Here is a 15,006-nt window from a genome sequence, read left to right on the forward strand (position 1 = left end):
ATGGACTACATCACGCGCTTCATCCGCGAGCTGAACGTGGGCAGCGTCAACGTGCGCGAGGTGCCGGGCTACCGCCTGGAGCTCACGCCCTTCGGCGGCATCAAGGACTCGGGCCTCGGATACAAGGAAGGCGTGCTCGAGGCCATGAAGAGCTTTACCAACACCAAGACCTACTCGTTGCCGTGGTAGTCGCCGCATCGCTCGCTGTACCGCTGGACGTGGAGGGCATCGTCGCCCTGTTCGAGGCCAAGGGCCACGCGCAGTACGACGGTGAACCCGTCACGCAGCTCCAGCACGCGCTGCAGTCCGCGCACCTGGCCGAGCAGGCCGGTGCATCCAGCGAACTCATCACCGCCAGCCTGCTGCACGACCTGGGGCACCTGCTGCACGACATGGACGGCACGCCCACGCAGCAGGGCCTGGACGACCTGCACCAGTACCGCAGCCGCGCCTTCCTGAAGCACCTGTTCGGCCCGGCCACGCTCGACCCGATCCGGCTGCATGTGGACGCCAAGCGCTTCCTGTGCGCGCGCGAGCCGGGGTATCTCGAAGCGCTGTCGGCCGATTCGCAGCGCAGCCTGGTGCTGCAGGGCGGCGTGTTCGACGAAGCACAGGCAAGGCAGTTCGAAGCGCTGCCGCATGCGCTCGACGCGGTGCGTCTGCGCCGCTGGGACGACAGCGCCAAGTGCGCCGATGCGAAGACGCCCGACCTGATGCACTACGCGCGGCACATGGTGCTCGCGTCGAGGCAGGCTGCCGCGCAGCAGCCATAACCTGAAACCGAGAGCCTTCCGACATGCGCCCCTTCTGGATCGAACAGGCCCTCTTCAACGACGGAGACCTCGCACCTGCACTGCAGGGCGCACAGCGCGCCGACGTCTGCATCGTCGGTGGCGGCTTCACCGGGCTGTGGACCGCCATCCAGGCGAAGCAGCGCAACCCGGCGCTCGACATCGCCATCGTCGAGAGCGATCTCTGCGGCTCCGGTGCGAGCGGGCGCAACGGCGGCTGCCTGCTGACGTGGTCGACCAAGTTCTTCACACTGCGCAGGCTGTTCGGCGAAGCCGAGGCCATCCGCCTCGTCAGGGCCTCGGAAGATGCGGTGCAGCACATCGCCGACTTCTGCCGCGCGCAAGGTATCGATGCCGAGCTGCGGCAGGACGGCACGCTCTACACCGCAACCTCGCAGGCCCAGGTCGGCGCGCTCGACCCCGTGATGAAGGGGCTGGAGGACTGCGGCATTCATTCCTACCGCACGCTGCCGCCCGAAGAAGTCGCGCGCCGCTCGGGTTCCGCGCGCAACCTGGCAGGCGTGTATTCGCCCATTGCCGCGACCGTGCATCCGGGCAAGCTGGTGCGCGGGCTGAGGCGCGTGGCGCTGGGCATGGGCATTCGCATCTACGAGCGCAGCCCGATGATCGACTTCACGCAAGGCCACCCGGTCACGGTGCGCACGCCGGCCGGCAGCATCGAGGCGCCGAAGCTGGTGCTGGCGATGAATGCGTGGATGGCCAGTGCCTTGCCTCAGTTCGAGCGCACGATCGCCATCGTGTCGAGCGACATGGTCATCACGGAAAAATGCCCCGAGCTGCTGCGCGCGACGGGGTTGGTCGATGGCGTCTCGGTGCTCGATTCGCGCACCTTCGTCTATTACTACCGCACCACCGTGGACGGCCGCCTGATGCTGGGCAAGGGCGGCAACACCTTCACCTGGGGCGGGCGCATCGCGCCGGTGTTCGACCAGCGCTCACCTTACGAGGCCGAGCTCACGCGCGCGCTGCATGGCTTCTTTCCTTCGCTGCGCGACGTGCCGGTGACCGCGAGCTGGAACGGGCCGTCGGACCGCTCCGTCACCGGCTTCCCGTTCTTCGGCAAGCTCAACGGCGCGCCGCACATCTACTACGGTTTCGGCTACTCGGGCAACGGCGTGGGGCCGACCTACATGGGTGGGCAGATCCTCTCTTCGCTGCTGCTGGACGAGGACAACGCCTGGACGCGCAGCCCGCTCATCCAGGGGCCGCTGGGGCAGTTTCCGCCCGAGCCGATCCGCTACATCGGCTCCATCGTCGTGCGCGACGCGATCCGCCGCAAGGAAGCGGCCGAGGACCGCGACAGCCGGCCGTGGATGGTCGACCGGCTGCTGAGCAAGTTCGCCGACGCGGCAGGCAAGTCGGACAAGGGCTGAGCGCGTTCAGGCCAGCCGGTCGAGCAGGCTGTACCAGGCCACGCCGCCTGCCACGTAGAAGCGCTGCAATCCGTGCAGTGGAATCGGCTGGATCGGCGTTACCGGGTACGGAAAATCGGCGCCCGCATCGACCAGTCGCGCCGCCACGTGCTTGCCCATGCTCGTGGCCAGCGCGATGCCGCGTCCGTTGTAGCCCAGCGCCACCGTCACGCCCGGCGCGGGCGTGTGCACGTGCGGCATGAAGTCGCGCGTGACCGCGATGCGGCCGGCCCAGCGGTACTCGTAGCGCAGCGGCCCCAGTTGGGGAAACAGCAGTTCGAGCGAACGTTCGAGGTGCGCGAAATCCGCGGGCCCGGCCGGGTCGGCAAAGTGGCCGCGACCGCCCATCAGCAGGCGACCCTGCGCGTCCTTGCGGAAGTAGAGCAGCAAGCGCTGCGAGGTCGAGGCGGTTTCGCCGCCCGGAAGAATGGCGTCGGCCGCCGCACCTTTGAGCGGTTCGGTCGCGACGATGAAGCTGTTGGCGGCCAGCACGGTGCTCGACAGCTTCGGCCACAGCGCGCCGGTGTAGCCGTTGGTGGCAATCAGCACCTGCTCGGCGGTGACGCTCGCGCCAGTCGATGTGCTCGCATGCCAGTGCGTGCCGCGGCGCTCCAGCGCCGTGACTTCGGTGCCGCCGTGCACGGCAGCGCCCGCGGCCTGCGCGGCGCGCACCAGCCCGCGCGTGTAGGCAAGCGGCTGGATGCCGCCAGCGCGGCCGTCGAGCCAGCCGCCGGCAAAGGCTTCGGTGCCGAGCCGCGCGCTGACGGCGGCGTGGTCGAGCTGCTGCGTGCTGACGCCACGCTTCGCCCACTGCTCGGCGCGCGCATGCAGCGCGGCCACGTCCTTCTGTGCGTAGGCGGCCTGGATCCAGCCTTTGCGCACCGGCTGGCAGTCGATGCCGTGGCGGGCGATCAGGTCGAACACCAGGTCGGCCGAGCGCGAGACCGCATCGATCAAGGGCTCTGCACGCGCATGGCCATAGAGCTGGACCAGCTCGTCGGGGTCGTGCTTGAGCGAAGGGTTCACCTGCCCGCCGTTGCGCCCCGACGCGCCCCAGCCGGGTTCGTGCGCCTCGAGCACGCAGGCCTGCACGCCGGCCTCGGCCAGGTGCAGCGCAGCCGAGAGGCCGGTGAAGCCGCCGCCGACGATCAGCACGTCGGCCTTGCGCGATTCGGTCAGCGGCGGTGTCGGTGGAGCGGGTGGCGCGGTGTCGGCCCAGAGCGAAGGAGGCAACGCGCGAACGCTCATGCGCGCACCTCCGCGGACGCCACGGCACCGGAGGGGTGCAGCACGCGCCGCAGAAAGTCTTGCGTACGCGCCTGGCGCGGCGCGCCCAGCACCTGCGCGGAAGGGCCTTCCTCGACGATGCTGCCGCTGTGCAGGAAGCACACGCGGTCGGCCACTTCGCGCGCAAAGCCCATCTCGTGCGTGACCACGATCATCGTCATGCCCTCGTCGGCCAGTGCGCGCATCACGCCGAGCACGTCGCCGACCAGCTCGGGGTCGAGCGCGGACGTGGGCTCGTCGAACAGCATGGCCTCGGGCTTCATCGCGAGCGCGCGGGCGATTGCCACGCGCTGCTGCTGCCCACCCGAGAGCTGCGCCGGATACGCCTGTGCCTTCTCGGCCAGCCCCACCTTGGCCAGCAGCGCCAGCGCTTCTTCGCGCGCCTGCGCCGCGTTCTGGCGCAGCACGTAGACCGGGCCTTCCATCACGTTCTCCAGCACGGTGCGGTGCGGGAACAGGTTGAAGCGCTGGAACACCATGCCCATGCGGCTGCGCAGCCGGTGGATGTTGGGCGCGTTGCGGTCCACCCGCTCGCCGAAGGCGCGCACTTCGCCGCCTTCGTACGACTCCAGCCCGTTGATGCAGCGAAGCACCGTCGACTTGCCCGAGCCCGAAGGGCCGATCAGGCACACGACCTCGCCCTTGTCCACGTTCAGGCTCACACCCTGCAGCACGCGGTGCGTGCCGAAGCGCTTTTCCAGTCCTTCGACGTGGATCATGGTTGTTTTCTCCCGGCGGCAAAGCGCTTCTCTAGCCGGCGCAGGCCGTAGACCAGCGGCAGGCTCATCAACAGGTAGAGCAGGGCGACCAGCGTGTAGACCGTCATGTTCTGGAAGGTCGACGAGGCGATGAGCTGGCCGGCGCGCGTCATTTCGGCCACGGTGATGGTCGAGACCAGCGAGGAGTCCTTCAGCATCATCACCAGCGTGTTGCCGTAGGGCGGCAGCGCGATGCGAAAGGCTTGCGGCAATATCACGCGCCGCATGATCAGCGCCGAGCGCATGCCCATGGCCTGCGCGGCCTCGCGCTGGCCCGGATCGACCGCCTCGATGCCGGCGCGGAAGTTCTCGGCCTGGTACGCCGAGTAGGCAATGCCCAGCCCGATCACGCCGGCCTGGAAAGCCGTGAGTTGCACGCCGAACTCCGGCAGCACGAAGTAGATATAGAAGAGCTGCACGATGATCGGCAGCCCGCGAATCACGTTGATGGCCACCGTGGCGGCCCAGGAGAGGGCGCGCACGGGCGACAGCTTCATCAGCGCGAGCGCAAGGCCGAGCGCGCTGCTCAGCAGGAAGGCGAGCACCGTAACCTGCACGGTGACCACCGCGCCCTGCAGGAGGATCGGCAGGAAGTCCTGCGCGTTCTGTAGAAAGGTGGGAGCAGCCATCTGCATCAGCCTCGTCGCTTGATGCGCGGCGCATCGAACTGGTCGGCCGACGCAGTCAGGCCCATTCGGGGAACACCGCGGAACCGGCTTTGCCGGGCCACAGGTGTTGCCCCCTGCAAGGGGGTTGGCGAAGCGACACGAAGTGCGCGAAGCCTGGGGGTGTGCATCAGATCCCCCATTTCTGGACGATCTTGGCGAGCGTGCCGTCAGCCTTCACGGAGGCAATGGCCTTGTTGATGCGGGCCATCGTCTCGGTGTCGCCCTTGCGCACCACCAGGCACACATCGCCCACGTTCACGGCCTTGTAGCTGTCGACCAGCTTCACGCCGGGGAAGGTGTTCTGGCGGATCTGGTAGGCCATGATGGGTTGGTCGCCCAGCCCTGCCTTGATGCGTCCGAGCGAAAGGTCGCGCGTCATGTCGGCCACCGAGTCGTAGCTGCGCACTTCCTTGAAGATGCCTTTCTTGTTCAGCATGTCGAGGAACACGGTGCCGACCTGCGCGCCCACCACTTCGCCCTTGAGCTCGTCGAGCGAGACATACGCGCGGGTGTCGTCGGCCTTGACGATCAGGCCCTCGCCGTACGAATACACCGGGTCGCTGAAGTCGACCACTTCCTGGCGCGCCGCTGTCTTGAGCATGGCCGCCGAGACGATGTCGATCTTGCGGGCCGTGAGCGAGGGAATCAGCGCCGAGAACACCGTCTGCTGCACGTTGACGTTGAAGCCGCCCGCCTTGCCTACGGCAGTGACGGTGTCGACCATCATTCCCTGGATGGTGTTGGTCTTCACGTCGAGGAAGGTGAAGGGCACGCCGGTGGCGGTGGCGCCCACGTTGTAGGTCGGGGTGGCGCCTTGTGCCATGGCCAGCGAGGCGGTGCCGGCGATGCAAAGACCCAGGGCCAGGCGGTGAAGGCGGCGAACGATGCGATTCATGGAAGCACTCCTCGGAGGAAAAGGACGTTGAAAAGTGGAAATGAACGGAAAGGGAACGGAAAAAGGTGATGCACCCCGCGATGCAACATGCATGCCAATAGTCGATTCTTTTGAATCTCTAATCAATAAATAGAAACCACTAGTCGGGTTTTAAGAATCGATATTCGATATTTCAAGAGACTGTAGCTATACTCCAGCGCCATGGACGCCACACCCGACACAGCCCCCGAAGACAGCCAGAGCCTGCTTTTCAACCAGTCGCTGGAGAAGGGCCTGGCCGTGCTGCGCGCCTTCAGCGCACGGCGGCGCACCATGACGCTGGCCGACGTGGCCGAGGCCACCGACATCACCAAGAGCTCGGCCCAGCGCATGGTCTTCACGCTCGAAAAACTGGGCTACGTGCGCAAGCACCCGAAGACGCGGCGCTACCAGCTCACGCCGCGCGTGATGGAAATCGGCTTCAACTACCTGGCGGCCCATTCGCTGATCGACATGGCCAACCCCTTCCTGTCGGAGCTGACCAAGGTGACGACGGAAACCTCCTGCCTCACCGAGCCCGACGGGCTCGACATGGTCTACGTGGCGCGTTTCGTCAGTGCGCAGTTCGTGCCGGTGCACATGCCCATCGGCAGCCGCATTCCCATGTACTGCACGGCTTCGGGGCGCGCTTTTTTGAGTGCGCTGCCCGAGGAAGAGGCGCGCTCGCTCATCGAGGCCTCCGACCGCGTGGCGCACACCATGCACACGTGCACCGATGTGGACGCAATCCTCGAAACGCTGCGCCAGGCGCGCCTTCAGGGCTTTGCCACCAATGCCGAGGAGCTGTTCCTCGGCGACATGACCATCGCGGCGCCCGTGCTGGGCAGCCAGGGGCGGCCGGTGGCCTCTGTGCACATCGTGGCGCCGACCAGCCGCTGGACGATCGACGAAGCCGTGCGCAAGCTGGCGCCCACGCTGCTGCTGTGCGCGCGCTCGCTGACCAGTTCGGCGCGCAGCATCGACTGACTGACGGCTATACGGTTTCAGGCATCGCGCTGGCGGTGGCTGGCTTTATGCTGTGCGGGATCACAACGCAGCAGCAGAGTCCCCCACCATGACCGATTTCCGCCCCGTCTACGACAAGAGCTTCGACCGCATCGCAGCCGACCGCCTGCCCGAGTTGCTGCGCGCCATGCCCAAGGCCGAACTGCACATGCACATCGAGGGTTCGCTCGAACCCGAGCTCATCTTCGCGCTCGCGCAGCGCAATGGCGTGTCCATTCCCTACGCCAGCGTCGAAGAATTGCGCAAGGCCTACGCCTTCACCAATCTGCAGAGCTTTCTCGACATCTACTACGCCGGCGCCAGCGTGCTGCTGAAGGAACAGGATTTCTACGACATGGCCTGGGCCTACCTGGAGCGCGCGGCAGCAGACAACGTGGTGCACACCGAGATGTTCTTCGACCCGCAGACGCACACGGCGCGCGGCGTGTCGATGGAGACGGTCATCAACGGACTGCACCGCGCCTGCGTCGATGCGCAACCGAAGCTGGGCGTGAGCGCCACGCTCATCCTGTGCTTCCTGCGGCACCTGAGCGAGGAAGAAGCCTTCGAGACGCTGGAGCAGGCGCTGCCATTCCGCGACAAGTTCATCGGCGTGGGGCTCGATTCGAGCGAAGTCGGCCATCCGCCAGAGAAGTTCGCGCGCGTGTTCGCACGCTGCCGCGAGCTTGGCTTTCACCTTGTCGCGCATGCGGGCGAAGAGGGCCCGCCGGCCTATGTGTGGAGCGCGCTCGACGTGCTCAAGGTCGAGCGTGTCGACCACGGCGTGCAAAGCACCAAAGACCCGGCGCTGATGAAGCGGCTCGCGCAAGACCGCATTCCGCTCACCGTGTGCCCGCTGTCGAACCTCAAGCTCTGCGTGTTCCCTGATCTGTCGCAGCACAACCTTGGCGCGCTGCTGGGCGCGGGCCTGGTCGCCACCGTCAACTCGGACGACCCGGCTTACTTCGGCGGCTACATGAACCAGAACTTCACGCAGACCTTCGCGGCCACCGGGCTCAGCGTGCAGCAGGCCTGGCAACTCGCGGCGAACAGCTTCGAAGGCAGCTTCATCGACGCGGCTGCCAAGCGCGCCTATGTCGACCGGCTCAACGCGGCCTTCGCGACTTTTTGATCCGCAACGGCGGGCCGCGGCACCAGCAGCGGCATCGCCACCAGCGCGCAGGCGCTGGCCGCCAGCCACACCATCGGCCAGCCCTGCAGCGCCAGCAGGTACGGAATGGAAAACGGCGTGACGAAGCAAACAAGGAACACGCTGGTGTTGGCCATGCCCAATGCCGTGCCGGCGCGGGCTGCACCGGCCAGCGTGGCGAGCTCGGTGTAGGCCACGCCGTGCCAGGCCGACACGGACACGCCGCTCACGCCCAGCAGAACGACCAGCGCGATGCGCAGCGCAACTGAATCGGCGGCATGCGTGCCCGAGACCATCACCAGCACCGCGAGGCCCGCGAACAGCAGCACGCTGAGCGCACTGCAAGCCCGCAGGTAGGCCGGCCGGTTGCGCCGCCGGTCGGTCCAGCGGCCACTCCACACGCGCATGACCATCGCGCCGACCTGCGTGAACACCATGGTCGCGGTGATCGTCGCAAAGCCCGCATGGCCAAAGTCGTGCAGGAAGACGGTGCCGAAGGACAGCACAGCGAACTGCGGCGCGCAGAGGATGCCGATGCCGGCCACGATGCGCCACACGCGCACGTTGCGCAGTGGACCACTCTTGGGTGCGGCCGCTTCCACGGTCTTGTTGCCGCGCGGCGCAATGGGTGGCTCGTGCACCCACGCCCAGCTCATCGCCGCGCTCAGCGCGCACAGCAGCGCGAGCAGGCCGTACAGCGCGGCAAAGCCGAAGTGCAGGGCGACGAAAGGCAGCACCAGCGCGCCGATGCCGCCGCCCAGTGGCACGGCCGTCTGCCGGATGCTCATCGCGAGGCCGCGCTCGCTGGCGTCGAACCACGTCATCACCGCGCGGCCACTGGCACCGTTGACGCTGCCGCCAAGCAGGCCGACCAGCAGCAGCCCGGCGCCGAGCCAGCCCAGGCCGGGAATGTGCCCTGCCGCGGGTGCGGCCCACAGCGCCATCGCTACGAGCGCGATGGCCGTGCTGCCCAGGCCCATCAGCAGCACCGGCCGGTCGCCCCAGCGGTCGGTCAGCAGGCCCCATGGCAACTCGCTCACCGCGATGCCCAGGCCCATGAGGCCGAGCACCAGCCCGAGCGTGGTGTTGTCGAGCTGGTAGCCGGTGCGCATGAGCACGGCGGTCATCGGGATGCCGCTGAAGGCCACGGAGAACGCTGCGTTGGCGGCCACGCCCGCAGTCAGCACCTTCCAGCGGTGGCGCGGCGAGAACGTAGAGGAGGAAGAGGGAGATTGCGTCATGTTGGGCGCAGTGTCCACCGCCGCCAAGGTTTTGAAAATCAGAAAATAATGTGCCAATCGTCCTGAAAAACAGGATGGTCAAGAAGGAGCCCCGACATGAGCCAGGTGATGTTCGATCTCGACGTGCTGCGCACTTTCTCCACCGGCATCGCGCTCGGCAGCTATGCGCGTGCCGCCGACAAGCTGGGCCGCTCGACTTCAGCAGTGAGCGCGCAGCTCAAGAAGCTGGAGTCACAGGCCGGCACCGTGCTGTTCCGCAAGGCCGGCCGCGGGTTGGAGCTAACCGACGCCGGCGAAACGCTGCTGGCCTATGCGCACCGCATGCTCGAACTGAATGAAGAAGCCAGCGCCGCCATGCGCGGCGCCGACCTGCAGGGCTGGGTGCGCCTCGGCTTGCAGGAAGACTTCGGCGAGACGCTGCTGCCGGCCGTGCTCGGCCGCTTCGCGCGCGCGCATCCCAAGGTGCGCATCGAGGCCTGCGTGGCGCGCAGCGGCGAGCTGCGGGAGCGGCTCGAACTCGGCCAGCTCGACCTGGCGCTGGCATGGGACGCGGGCGACCAGCCCCTGTCGCCGTATGCCGAGCGCGTGGCGCGCTTGCCCCTGCTGTGGATCGGCCCCAAGGCGCCCGACCGGGTCGAGGCCGACTGGTGGACGCAGCGCGAGTACCGCGGCACCGGTACGCGCCAGGCCAAGAGCAAGGAGCCGTTGCCGCTCATCATGCTCGACGCCCCGTGCCCGCTGCGCGAGATCGTCATCACTGCGCTCGACCGCGCCGGCGTGCCATGGCGCCGCGCCTTCGGCAGCGCCAGCCTGGCCGCGCTGTGGGCCGCTGCCTCGGCCGGCCTGGGCCTCACGGTGCGCACGCCTTTCGGGCTGCCCTCGCACGTGCGCATCATCGATCGCACGATGCTGTCCCTGCCGGCGCTGCCGCAGATATCGCTCGTGCTCTATCGCGCGCAGGCCCACTCCGAGGCCCCGGTGGGCCGGCTGGCCACGCTGCTGCTGGAGGCGGTGCGCCAGCATGTGCAGCCCATGGCCGTTCCGATGCGGGAGAATCCGCCGCTGGAGACAAAAACAAAAGTGATACGGCATGGCAACGCAAAACTTCCTGCACCTGTGGGATGACCGGTTCCTCTACATCACGCCGGCGATCCAGTCGGGCCTGACGGCCCGCTCGTCGGCCACGCTGCTGGCGTCGATCAGCGGGCATCCCTTCGCGCTGGAGGCGGTCGATGGCACACGCGTGCACTGCACCGCGGCGCTGGTCGCTCCGCACGTGTCGCGCCGGCTCGACGTCGATGGCTGCGGGCTGCTGTCGCTCAATCTCGATCCGGCGTCGAGCGCCTACCGCATGCTTGCAAAGCGCATGGGCGGCCACGGCATCCTGCCGATCGATGCGCGCCGCTTCGGCCGGCTGCGCGACGATTTCGATCCGGCGCAGCACGGCGCGCTTTGCAGCCGCGGGCTGCGGGTGCTCAGCGTGAAGCTGGTCGAGGCCATCAACGAATTCCCCGAGAGCGAAGCGGCCATCGACCCGGGCATCGAACGCGTGCTGCAGGCCATCCGCGCGCATGCGGGGCAGATTCCGCTGCGCGACCTGTCGGTGGTGGCCTGCCTCTCGCCCGACCGGCTCACGCACCTGTTCGCCCGGCAGGTGGGGGCGTCGGTCAAGCGCTATGCGCTGTGGACCAAGGTGCGGCGCACGGTGCAGCAGTTCACCGTGCGGCGCCCACTTACCGACGTGGCGCTGGTCAGCGGCTTCACCGACGCGGCGCACATGAGCCGCACCTTCCAGCGCTACTTCGGCCTGTCGCCGTCCTTCCTGGCGAGCCAGGTGCGCGTGACCGCCGACGACGGCGCCTCGCACGTCTGGGGTCATCAGCAGGGGCTGGCGTCAATGTAAAGAAGGGCGCGCGTGCGAGGCGTTCGCGTCGCCCGTCTTAAGATTGCCGCCGAACGCGCCACGCACGCTCATTGCCCACGCAGCTGCGTTCCTCATACACAACAGGAACACTGCATGCGCTCGAAATTCAAGTGCGGCCTCGGGTCGCTTTTTCTCGTGTCGGTTGCCATGGCCCTCGTGGCCTGCACCGGCATTACCGACCGTTCAACGCCCCCGCACGGCAGCTACAAGGCCGAGATCCGCCGCACCGCCATGGGCGTGCCGCACATCAAGGCCGACGACTGGGCCGGTGCCGGCTATGGCTACGGCTATGCGCAGGCGCAGGACGATCTCTGCACCATGGCCGACAGCTTTCTCACCTACCGCGGCGAGCGTTCGCAGTTCTTCGGCGCCGAGGCGCTGTTGACGGCCAAGAGCACCATCGGCCAGCCCAGGAACATCGACTCCGACTTCTTCCACAAGCACGTGATCACGGCCGACGTGGTGGGGGCCATGGCCCGCGCGCAGCCGGCCAGTATCCGCGGCATGGTCGAAGGCTTTGCCGCTGGCTACAACCGCTACGTGCGCGAGCTGAAGGCTGGTGCCGGTGCAGGCAACGCACATGCGGCCTGCCGCAACGAGGCGTGGGTGCGGCCGGTGAGCGCCGACGACATCTACCGCCGCATGTACGCCACCAACCTGGCGGCGGGCTACAGCAACTTCCTCTCGAACATCGCGAATGCGGCGCCGCCTGCCGCCAAGGTGTCGTCGCGCGAGGAGCACGGCGCGCAGCCGCTGGCGTTGCAGGTCGGCGGCGAGGCGGGCGTGGGCAGCAACATGATCGGCTTCGGCACGGCCGCCACCGGCGACGCGAGCCCGCTGCTGTTCGGCAACCCGCACTGGTACTGGCGCGGGCCTGATCGCTTCTATCAGGCGCAGCTCACCATTCCGGGGCAACTCGACGTCAGCGGCACTTCCTTCCTCGGCGTGCCGGTGATCCTGATCGGCTTCAACGACAACATCGCGTGGAGCCACACGGTGTCGGCGGCGCGGCGCTTCGGTCTCTTTCAATTGCAGCTCGCTCCGGGTGACGCAACGAGCTACCTGCGCGACGGTCGCGTGGTGAAGATGCAGGCCAGCACCGTCACCGTGAACGTGAAGCAGGCCTCTGGCAAGGTCGAGCCGGTGACGCGCACGCTCTACACCTCCGAATACGGCCCGCTGGTGAACCTGGGCGCGATCAACCCGGCGCTGGCCTGGAGCCAGAGCATGGCCTTCGCCATCCGCGACATCAACGCCGACAACTACCGCACCTTCCGCACCTGGCTGCGCTGGGCGCAGGCGAAATCGCTCGACGAGCTCATCACCGTCCAGCGCGAGGAGGCCGCGATCCCTTGGGTCAACACCGTGGCCGTGGGCCGCGGCAGCGCCAAGGCCTGGTATGCGGACATCGGCGCGGTGCCCAACGTGTCGCCCGAGCAGACGGCTGGCTGCACCACGCCCGCCGGCAAGGCGATGGCGGCCGCGCTGCCGCGCGTGCCGGTGTTCGACGGCTCGCGCAGTGCCTGCGACTGGCAGAGCGACGCCGACTCGGTGCAGAAGGGGGCAGTCGGCCCTTCGCGCATGCCGAGCCTGCTGCGCGACGACTACGTCGCCAACATGAACGACAGCTACTGGCTCGCCAACCCGGAGGCGCCACTCACGGGGTACCCGGCCATCTTCGGCCCGACGGGCAGCAACGCGCAGACATTCCGCACGCGGCTCGGCCACCTCATTGCGCAAGACACGAGCAAGGGCGCAACGGTCGATGCCGTCGAGCGTGCGACGCTCGGCAGCCGCGCCTACACCGCCGAACTGTTCAAGGCCCGCGCGCTGGAGCTGGTTTGCGCAGTGCCGCGCATTGCCGTGACGGGCGACGCGCAGACCGGTGAGGCGTTCTCGCCGCCGCGCAGCGTCGACACCGGACCCGCCTGCGCGGTGCTGAAGGCGTGGAACAACACCGGCCTGGCCTCGGCGCGCGGTGCTCATGTGTGGGACGAGTTCTGGGCGCGCGCCTCACGCCTGCCCGCGGACAGGCTCTATGAAGTGCCTTTCAGCGCGAGCGATCCGATCAACACGCCGAGCGGCCTCAAGACTTCAGCCGCTGAAGATCTGCGGCAGGCCTTCGGCGCGGCGGTGCTGCGCGTGCAGGCCAGCGGCTACGCCCTCGACGCGCCGCGCGGCGACACGCTGTTCGTGACGCGTAACGGCCAGAAGATCCCGCTGTCGGGCGGCTGCGACGGCCAGGGCTACTTCACGATCCTTTGCTCGGAGAACCGGCTCGACAAGGGCGGCTACACGATGGATGCCAACCCCAACGGCAACAGCTACATGCAGATCGTGCGTTTCCCCGTGGGAGGCGTCGAAGCTCACACCTTCCTCACCTTCTCGCTGTCGGACGATCCGGCATCGCCGCACAACGCCGACTACACACGCGCCTACAGCGCCGGGCAGTGGCTGCGCCTGCCGTTCTCGGAAGCGGAGATCAAGGCCGACGCCGCCTACAGCAGCGTGACCATCAGCGAGTAGGGAGGAGGGGGCAGCGGTGCTTCAGCGCCGCTTCGCCAGCCAGTTCCACCCGGCGCCCGCGGCCATCAGCACGCAGGTGCCGAGGAACACGGCGCGCATGCCGATGTGCCCGCCCACGAAGCCGCCGAGCAGCGGCCCCGCGACTTGGCCTGTGTACTGCGCAGAGGTCGAGTAGCCGAGCATGTTGCCCGCCACTCGCTCGGGCACGTTATGGCGGATCACGCTCGCGATGCAGGGCAGCAGCCCGCCGAGCGACAGCCCCATCAGAAAGCGCAGCACCACCAGCTGCCAACCCGAGCTGACGAAGGCCTGCGGCACCAGCAGCAGTGCCGACACCGCGAGGCAGCCGACGATCACGTTCCAGTGACCCACGCGGTCGGCCAGCTTGCCCAGCCACGAGGCCGAGAGGATGCTGCCCAGCGCCGCTGCCGACATCACGAGGCCGGCCATCATCGTCACGCGGTTCGGGTCTTCGACCAGCGTGGCGACGTAGACGGTGATGATCGGCTCGATCGACATGTTCGCGAGCATCAGCAGCATGCCGGTGAAGAGCATCGCGACCAGCGGGCGCTTGTCGGGCACGGCGGCCCAGCCGGTGTCGTCGGAGGCGCCGCGTTGCTTCGATGCGGAAGGCGCCTTCTTCTCTTCGCGGATGAGGAAGGCCGTCGCGAGAAAGGCCACGAAGATCATCGCGCCCGCCGCGAAGAAGGTGTTGCGAATGCCGACCAGCGGCGGCAGCACGCCGCCCACCAGCGGCCCCACGAGGTTGCCCGCCATGATGGCCGACGACATCGTGCCCAGCGCCCAGCCGGTGCGGTCCTTGGGCGTCTGCGTGGCGACCAGCACCATCGAGCCCGAGGCATAGCCGCCGAGCAGCCCCGCCAGCAGCCGCAGGCCCACGAGCTGCCACACGTTGCCCGCAAGGCCGATCAGCGCCATCGCCACCGCCATGCCGAGGCTCGCGCGGATCAGCATCGGCTTGCGCCCGTAGCGGTCGGCCAGCCGGCCCCACAGCGGCGCGACCAGCGCGGCGCTGAAGAAGGTGGCGCCGTAAGCCGCGCCCGACCACTGCACGATGGCCGCATGGTCCTTCACGCCCAGCTGTTCGACGTACAGCGGCAGGAAGGGCAGCAGCAGCGTCATCGCGATGATGGTGGTGAAGGAGCCGAACATGCAGACGGCGAGGTTGCGCTGCCAGTGGGTGTGGGCGCCCGTCCCGGCTGGCGGGGCGTTTGTTGCGTTCTTTGTTGTCGGGGGCGTCATGGGGAGCGCCCATTGTGGGACTGCGTGCCCGAGTTGGCGCTTGCCGA

14 protein-coding genes are annotated in these 15,006 nt (G+C 67.9%); 8 read left to right on the forward strand and 6 right to left on the reverse strand.

The annotated features are described in order from the left end of the window. The 3 genes from BLW48_RS31590 to BLW48_RS31600 form a co-directional block, all read left to right on the forward strand. On the forward strand, positions 1-189 hold a 189-nt coding region (locus tag BLW48_RS31590; protein ID WP_143047844.1), incomplete at its 5' end, for an aldehyde dehydrogenase family protein. After that, positions 183-773 (forward strand): phosphonate degradation HD-domain oxygenase, encoded by a 591-nt coding sequence (locus BLW48_RS31595; RefSeq protein ID WP_371127582.1) that lies wholly within the window; start codon positions 183-185, stop codon positions 771-773. The genes BLW48_RS31590 and BLW48_RS31595, both read left to right, overlap by 7 nt. Before the next feature lie 23 nt (positions 774-796). Beyond that, positions 797-2,185, forward strand: a complete 1,389-nt coding sequence (locus BLW48_RS31600; RefSeq protein WP_093058525.1) for an FAD-dependent oxidoreductase — start codon at positions 797-799, stop codon at positions 2,183-2,185. A 6-nt stretch (positions 2,186-2,191) separates the two neighbouring features. On the opposite strand, the gene BLW48_RS31605 is transcribed toward BLW48_RS31600, so the two are convergent. The 4 genes from BLW48_RS31605 to BLW48_RS31620 form a co-directional block, all read right to left on the reverse strand. Next, complete coding sequence (locus BLW48_RS31605; RefSeq protein WP_093179567.1) at positions 2,192-3,472, reverse strand: NAD(P)/FAD-dependent oxidoreductase; 1,281 nt, start codon at positions 3,470-3,472, stop codon at positions 2,192-2,194. After that, on the reverse strand, positions 3,469-4,230 hold the full coding sequence (locus tag BLW48_RS31610) for an amino acid ABC transporter ATP-binding protein (RefSeq protein ID WP_093058523.1): 762 nt from the start codon (positions 4,228-4,230) through the stop codon (positions 3,469-3,471). The genes BLW48_RS31605 and BLW48_RS31610 overlap by 4 nt, the downstream gene beginning before the upstream one ends. Then, complete coding sequence (gene ehuD / locus BLW48_RS31615) at positions 4,227-4,898, reverse strand: ectoine/hydroxyectoine ABC transporter permease subunit EhuD (protein ID WP_093058542.1); 672 nt, start codon at positions 4,896-4,898, stop codon at positions 4,227-4,229. Before ehuD ends, BLW48_RS31610 begins: the two co-directional genes overlap by 4 nt. A gap of 166 nt (positions 4,899-5,064) precedes the next feature. Beyond that, entirely contained in the window at positions 5,065-5,832 is a 768-nt protein-coding gene (locus BLW48_RS31620) for an ABC transporter substrate-binding protein (protein WP_093179568.1), read from the reverse strand. 201 nt (positions 5,833-6,033) lie between these two features. Between BLW48_RS31620 and BLW48_RS31625 the strand changes: the two genes are divergently transcribed. Both BLW48_RS31625 and BLW48_RS31630 read left to right on the forward strand, forming a co-directional pair. After that, positions 6,034-6,837, forward strand: coding sequence for an IclR family transcriptional regulator (locus BLW48_RS31625; protein ID WP_093058521.1), 804 nt, complete (start codon positions 6,034-6,036; stop codon positions 6,835-6,837). Positions 6,838-6,925: 88 nt separating this feature from the next. Then, complete coding sequence (locus BLW48_RS31630; RefSeq protein WP_093179570.1) at positions 6,926-7,987, forward strand: adenosine deaminase; 1,062 nt, start codon at positions 6,926-6,928, stop codon at positions 7,985-7,987. On the opposite strand, the gene BLW48_RS31635 is transcribed toward BLW48_RS31630, so the two are convergent. Further along, positions 7,948-9,246 carry an MFS transporter gene (locus BLW48_RS31635; RefSeq protein ID WP_093179659.1) on the reverse strand — a complete coding sequence of 433 codons (1,299 nt, stop codon included), beginning with the start codon at positions 9,244-9,246 and terminating at the stop codon, positions 7,948-7,950. The two genes, BLW48_RS31630 and BLW48_RS31635, sit on opposite strands and share 40 nt — an antisense overlap. Before the next feature lie 96 nt (positions 9,247-9,342). Here BLW48_RS31635 and BLW48_RS31640 point away from each other — a divergent pair, with 96 nt between their 5' ends. From BLW48_RS31640 to BLW48_RS31650, 3 genes are all read left to right on the forward strand, one after another. After that, positions 9,343-10,371: a LysR substrate-binding domain-containing protein gene (locus BLW48_RS31640; protein WP_093080874.1), complete on the forward strand. Its 1,029-nt coding sequence runs from the start codon at positions 9,343-9,345 to the stop codon at positions 10,369-10,371. After that, positions 10,337-11,149 (forward strand): helix-turn-helix domain-containing protein, encoded by an 813-nt coding sequence (locus BLW48_RS31645; RefSeq protein ID WP_093179571.1) that lies wholly within the window; start codon positions 10,337-10,339, stop codon positions 11,147-11,149. Before BLW48_RS31640 ends, BLW48_RS31645 begins: the two co-directional genes overlap by 35 nt. A 114-nt stretch (positions 11,150-11,263) precedes the next feature. Continuing rightward, positions 11,264-13,696: a penicillin acylase family protein gene (locus BLW48_RS31650; RefSeq protein ID WP_093179573.1), complete on the forward strand. Its 2,433-nt coding sequence runs from the start codon at positions 11,264-11,266 to the stop codon at positions 13,694-13,696. A 21-nt stretch (positions 13,697-13,717) separates the two neighbouring features. Here the strand turns inward: BLW48_RS31650 and BLW48_RS31655 are convergent, their stop codons facing one another. Further along, a complete protein-coding gene (locus BLW48_RS31655; RefSeq protein WP_177142478.1) occupies positions 13,718-14,959 on the reverse strand; it encodes an MFS transporter in 1,242 nt (413 codons plus the stop codon). Between the last annotated feature and the right edge of the window lie 47 nt (positions 14,960-15,006).

This window comes from Variovorax sp. YR266 (genome assembly GCF_900107295.1).
Taxonomy (GTDB): Bacteria; Pseudomonadota; Gammaproteobacteria; order Burkholderiales; family Burkholderiaceae_C; genus Variovorax.

Excerpts from the sequence above, each read along its gene's own strand:
- BLW48_RS31635 (WP_093179659.1), bottom strand. The coding sequence starts at position 9,246 with ATGACGCAATCTCCCTCTTCCTCCTCTACGTTCTCGCCGCGCCACCGC.
- BLW48_RS31630 (WP_093179570.1), top strand. The coding sequence starts at position 6,926 with ATGACCGATTTCCGCCCCGTCTACGACAAGAGCTTCGACCGCATCGCA.
- BLW48_RS31620 (WP_093179568.1), bottom strand. The coding sequence starts at position 5,832 with ATGAATCGCATCGTTCGCCGCCTTCACCGCCTGGCCCTGGGTCTTTGC.
- BLW48_RS31610 (WP_093058523.1), bottom strand. The coding sequence starts at position 4,230 with ATGATCCACGTCGAAGGACTGGAAAAGCGCTTCGGCACGCACCGCGTG.
- BLW48_RS31625 (WP_093058521.1), top strand. The coding sequence starts at position 6,034 with ATGGACGCCACACCCGACACAGCCCCCGAAGACAGCCAGAGCCTGCTT.
- BLW48_RS31640 (WP_093080874.1), top strand. The coding sequence starts at position 9,343 with ATGAGCCAGGTGATGTTCGATCTCGACGTGCTGCGCACTTTCTCCACC.
- ehuD (WP_093058542.1), bottom strand. The coding sequence starts at position 4,898 with ATGGCTGCTCCCACCTTTCTACAGAACGCGCAGGACTTCCTGCCGATC.
- BLW48_RS31645 (WP_093179571.1), top strand. The coding sequence starts at position 10,337 with ATGGCAACGCAAAACTTCCTGCACCTGTGGGATGACCGGTTCCTCTAC.
- BLW48_RS31600 (WP_093058525.1), top strand. The coding sequence starts at position 797 with ATGCGCCCCTTCTGGATCGAACAGGCCCTCTTCAACGACGGAGACCTC.
- BLW48_RS31655 (WP_177142478.1), bottom strand. The coding sequence starts at position 14,959 with ATGACGCCCCCGACAACAAAGAACGCAACAAACGCCCCGCCAGCCGGG.
- BLW48_RS31605 (WP_093179567.1), bottom strand. The coding sequence starts at position 3,472 with ATGAGCGTTCGCGCGTTGCCTCCTTCGCTCTGGGCCGACACCGCGCCA.
- BLW48_RS31650 (WP_093179573.1), top strand. The coding sequence starts at position 11,264 with ATGCGCTCGAAATTCAAGTGCGGCCTCGGGTCGCTTTTTCTCGTGTCG.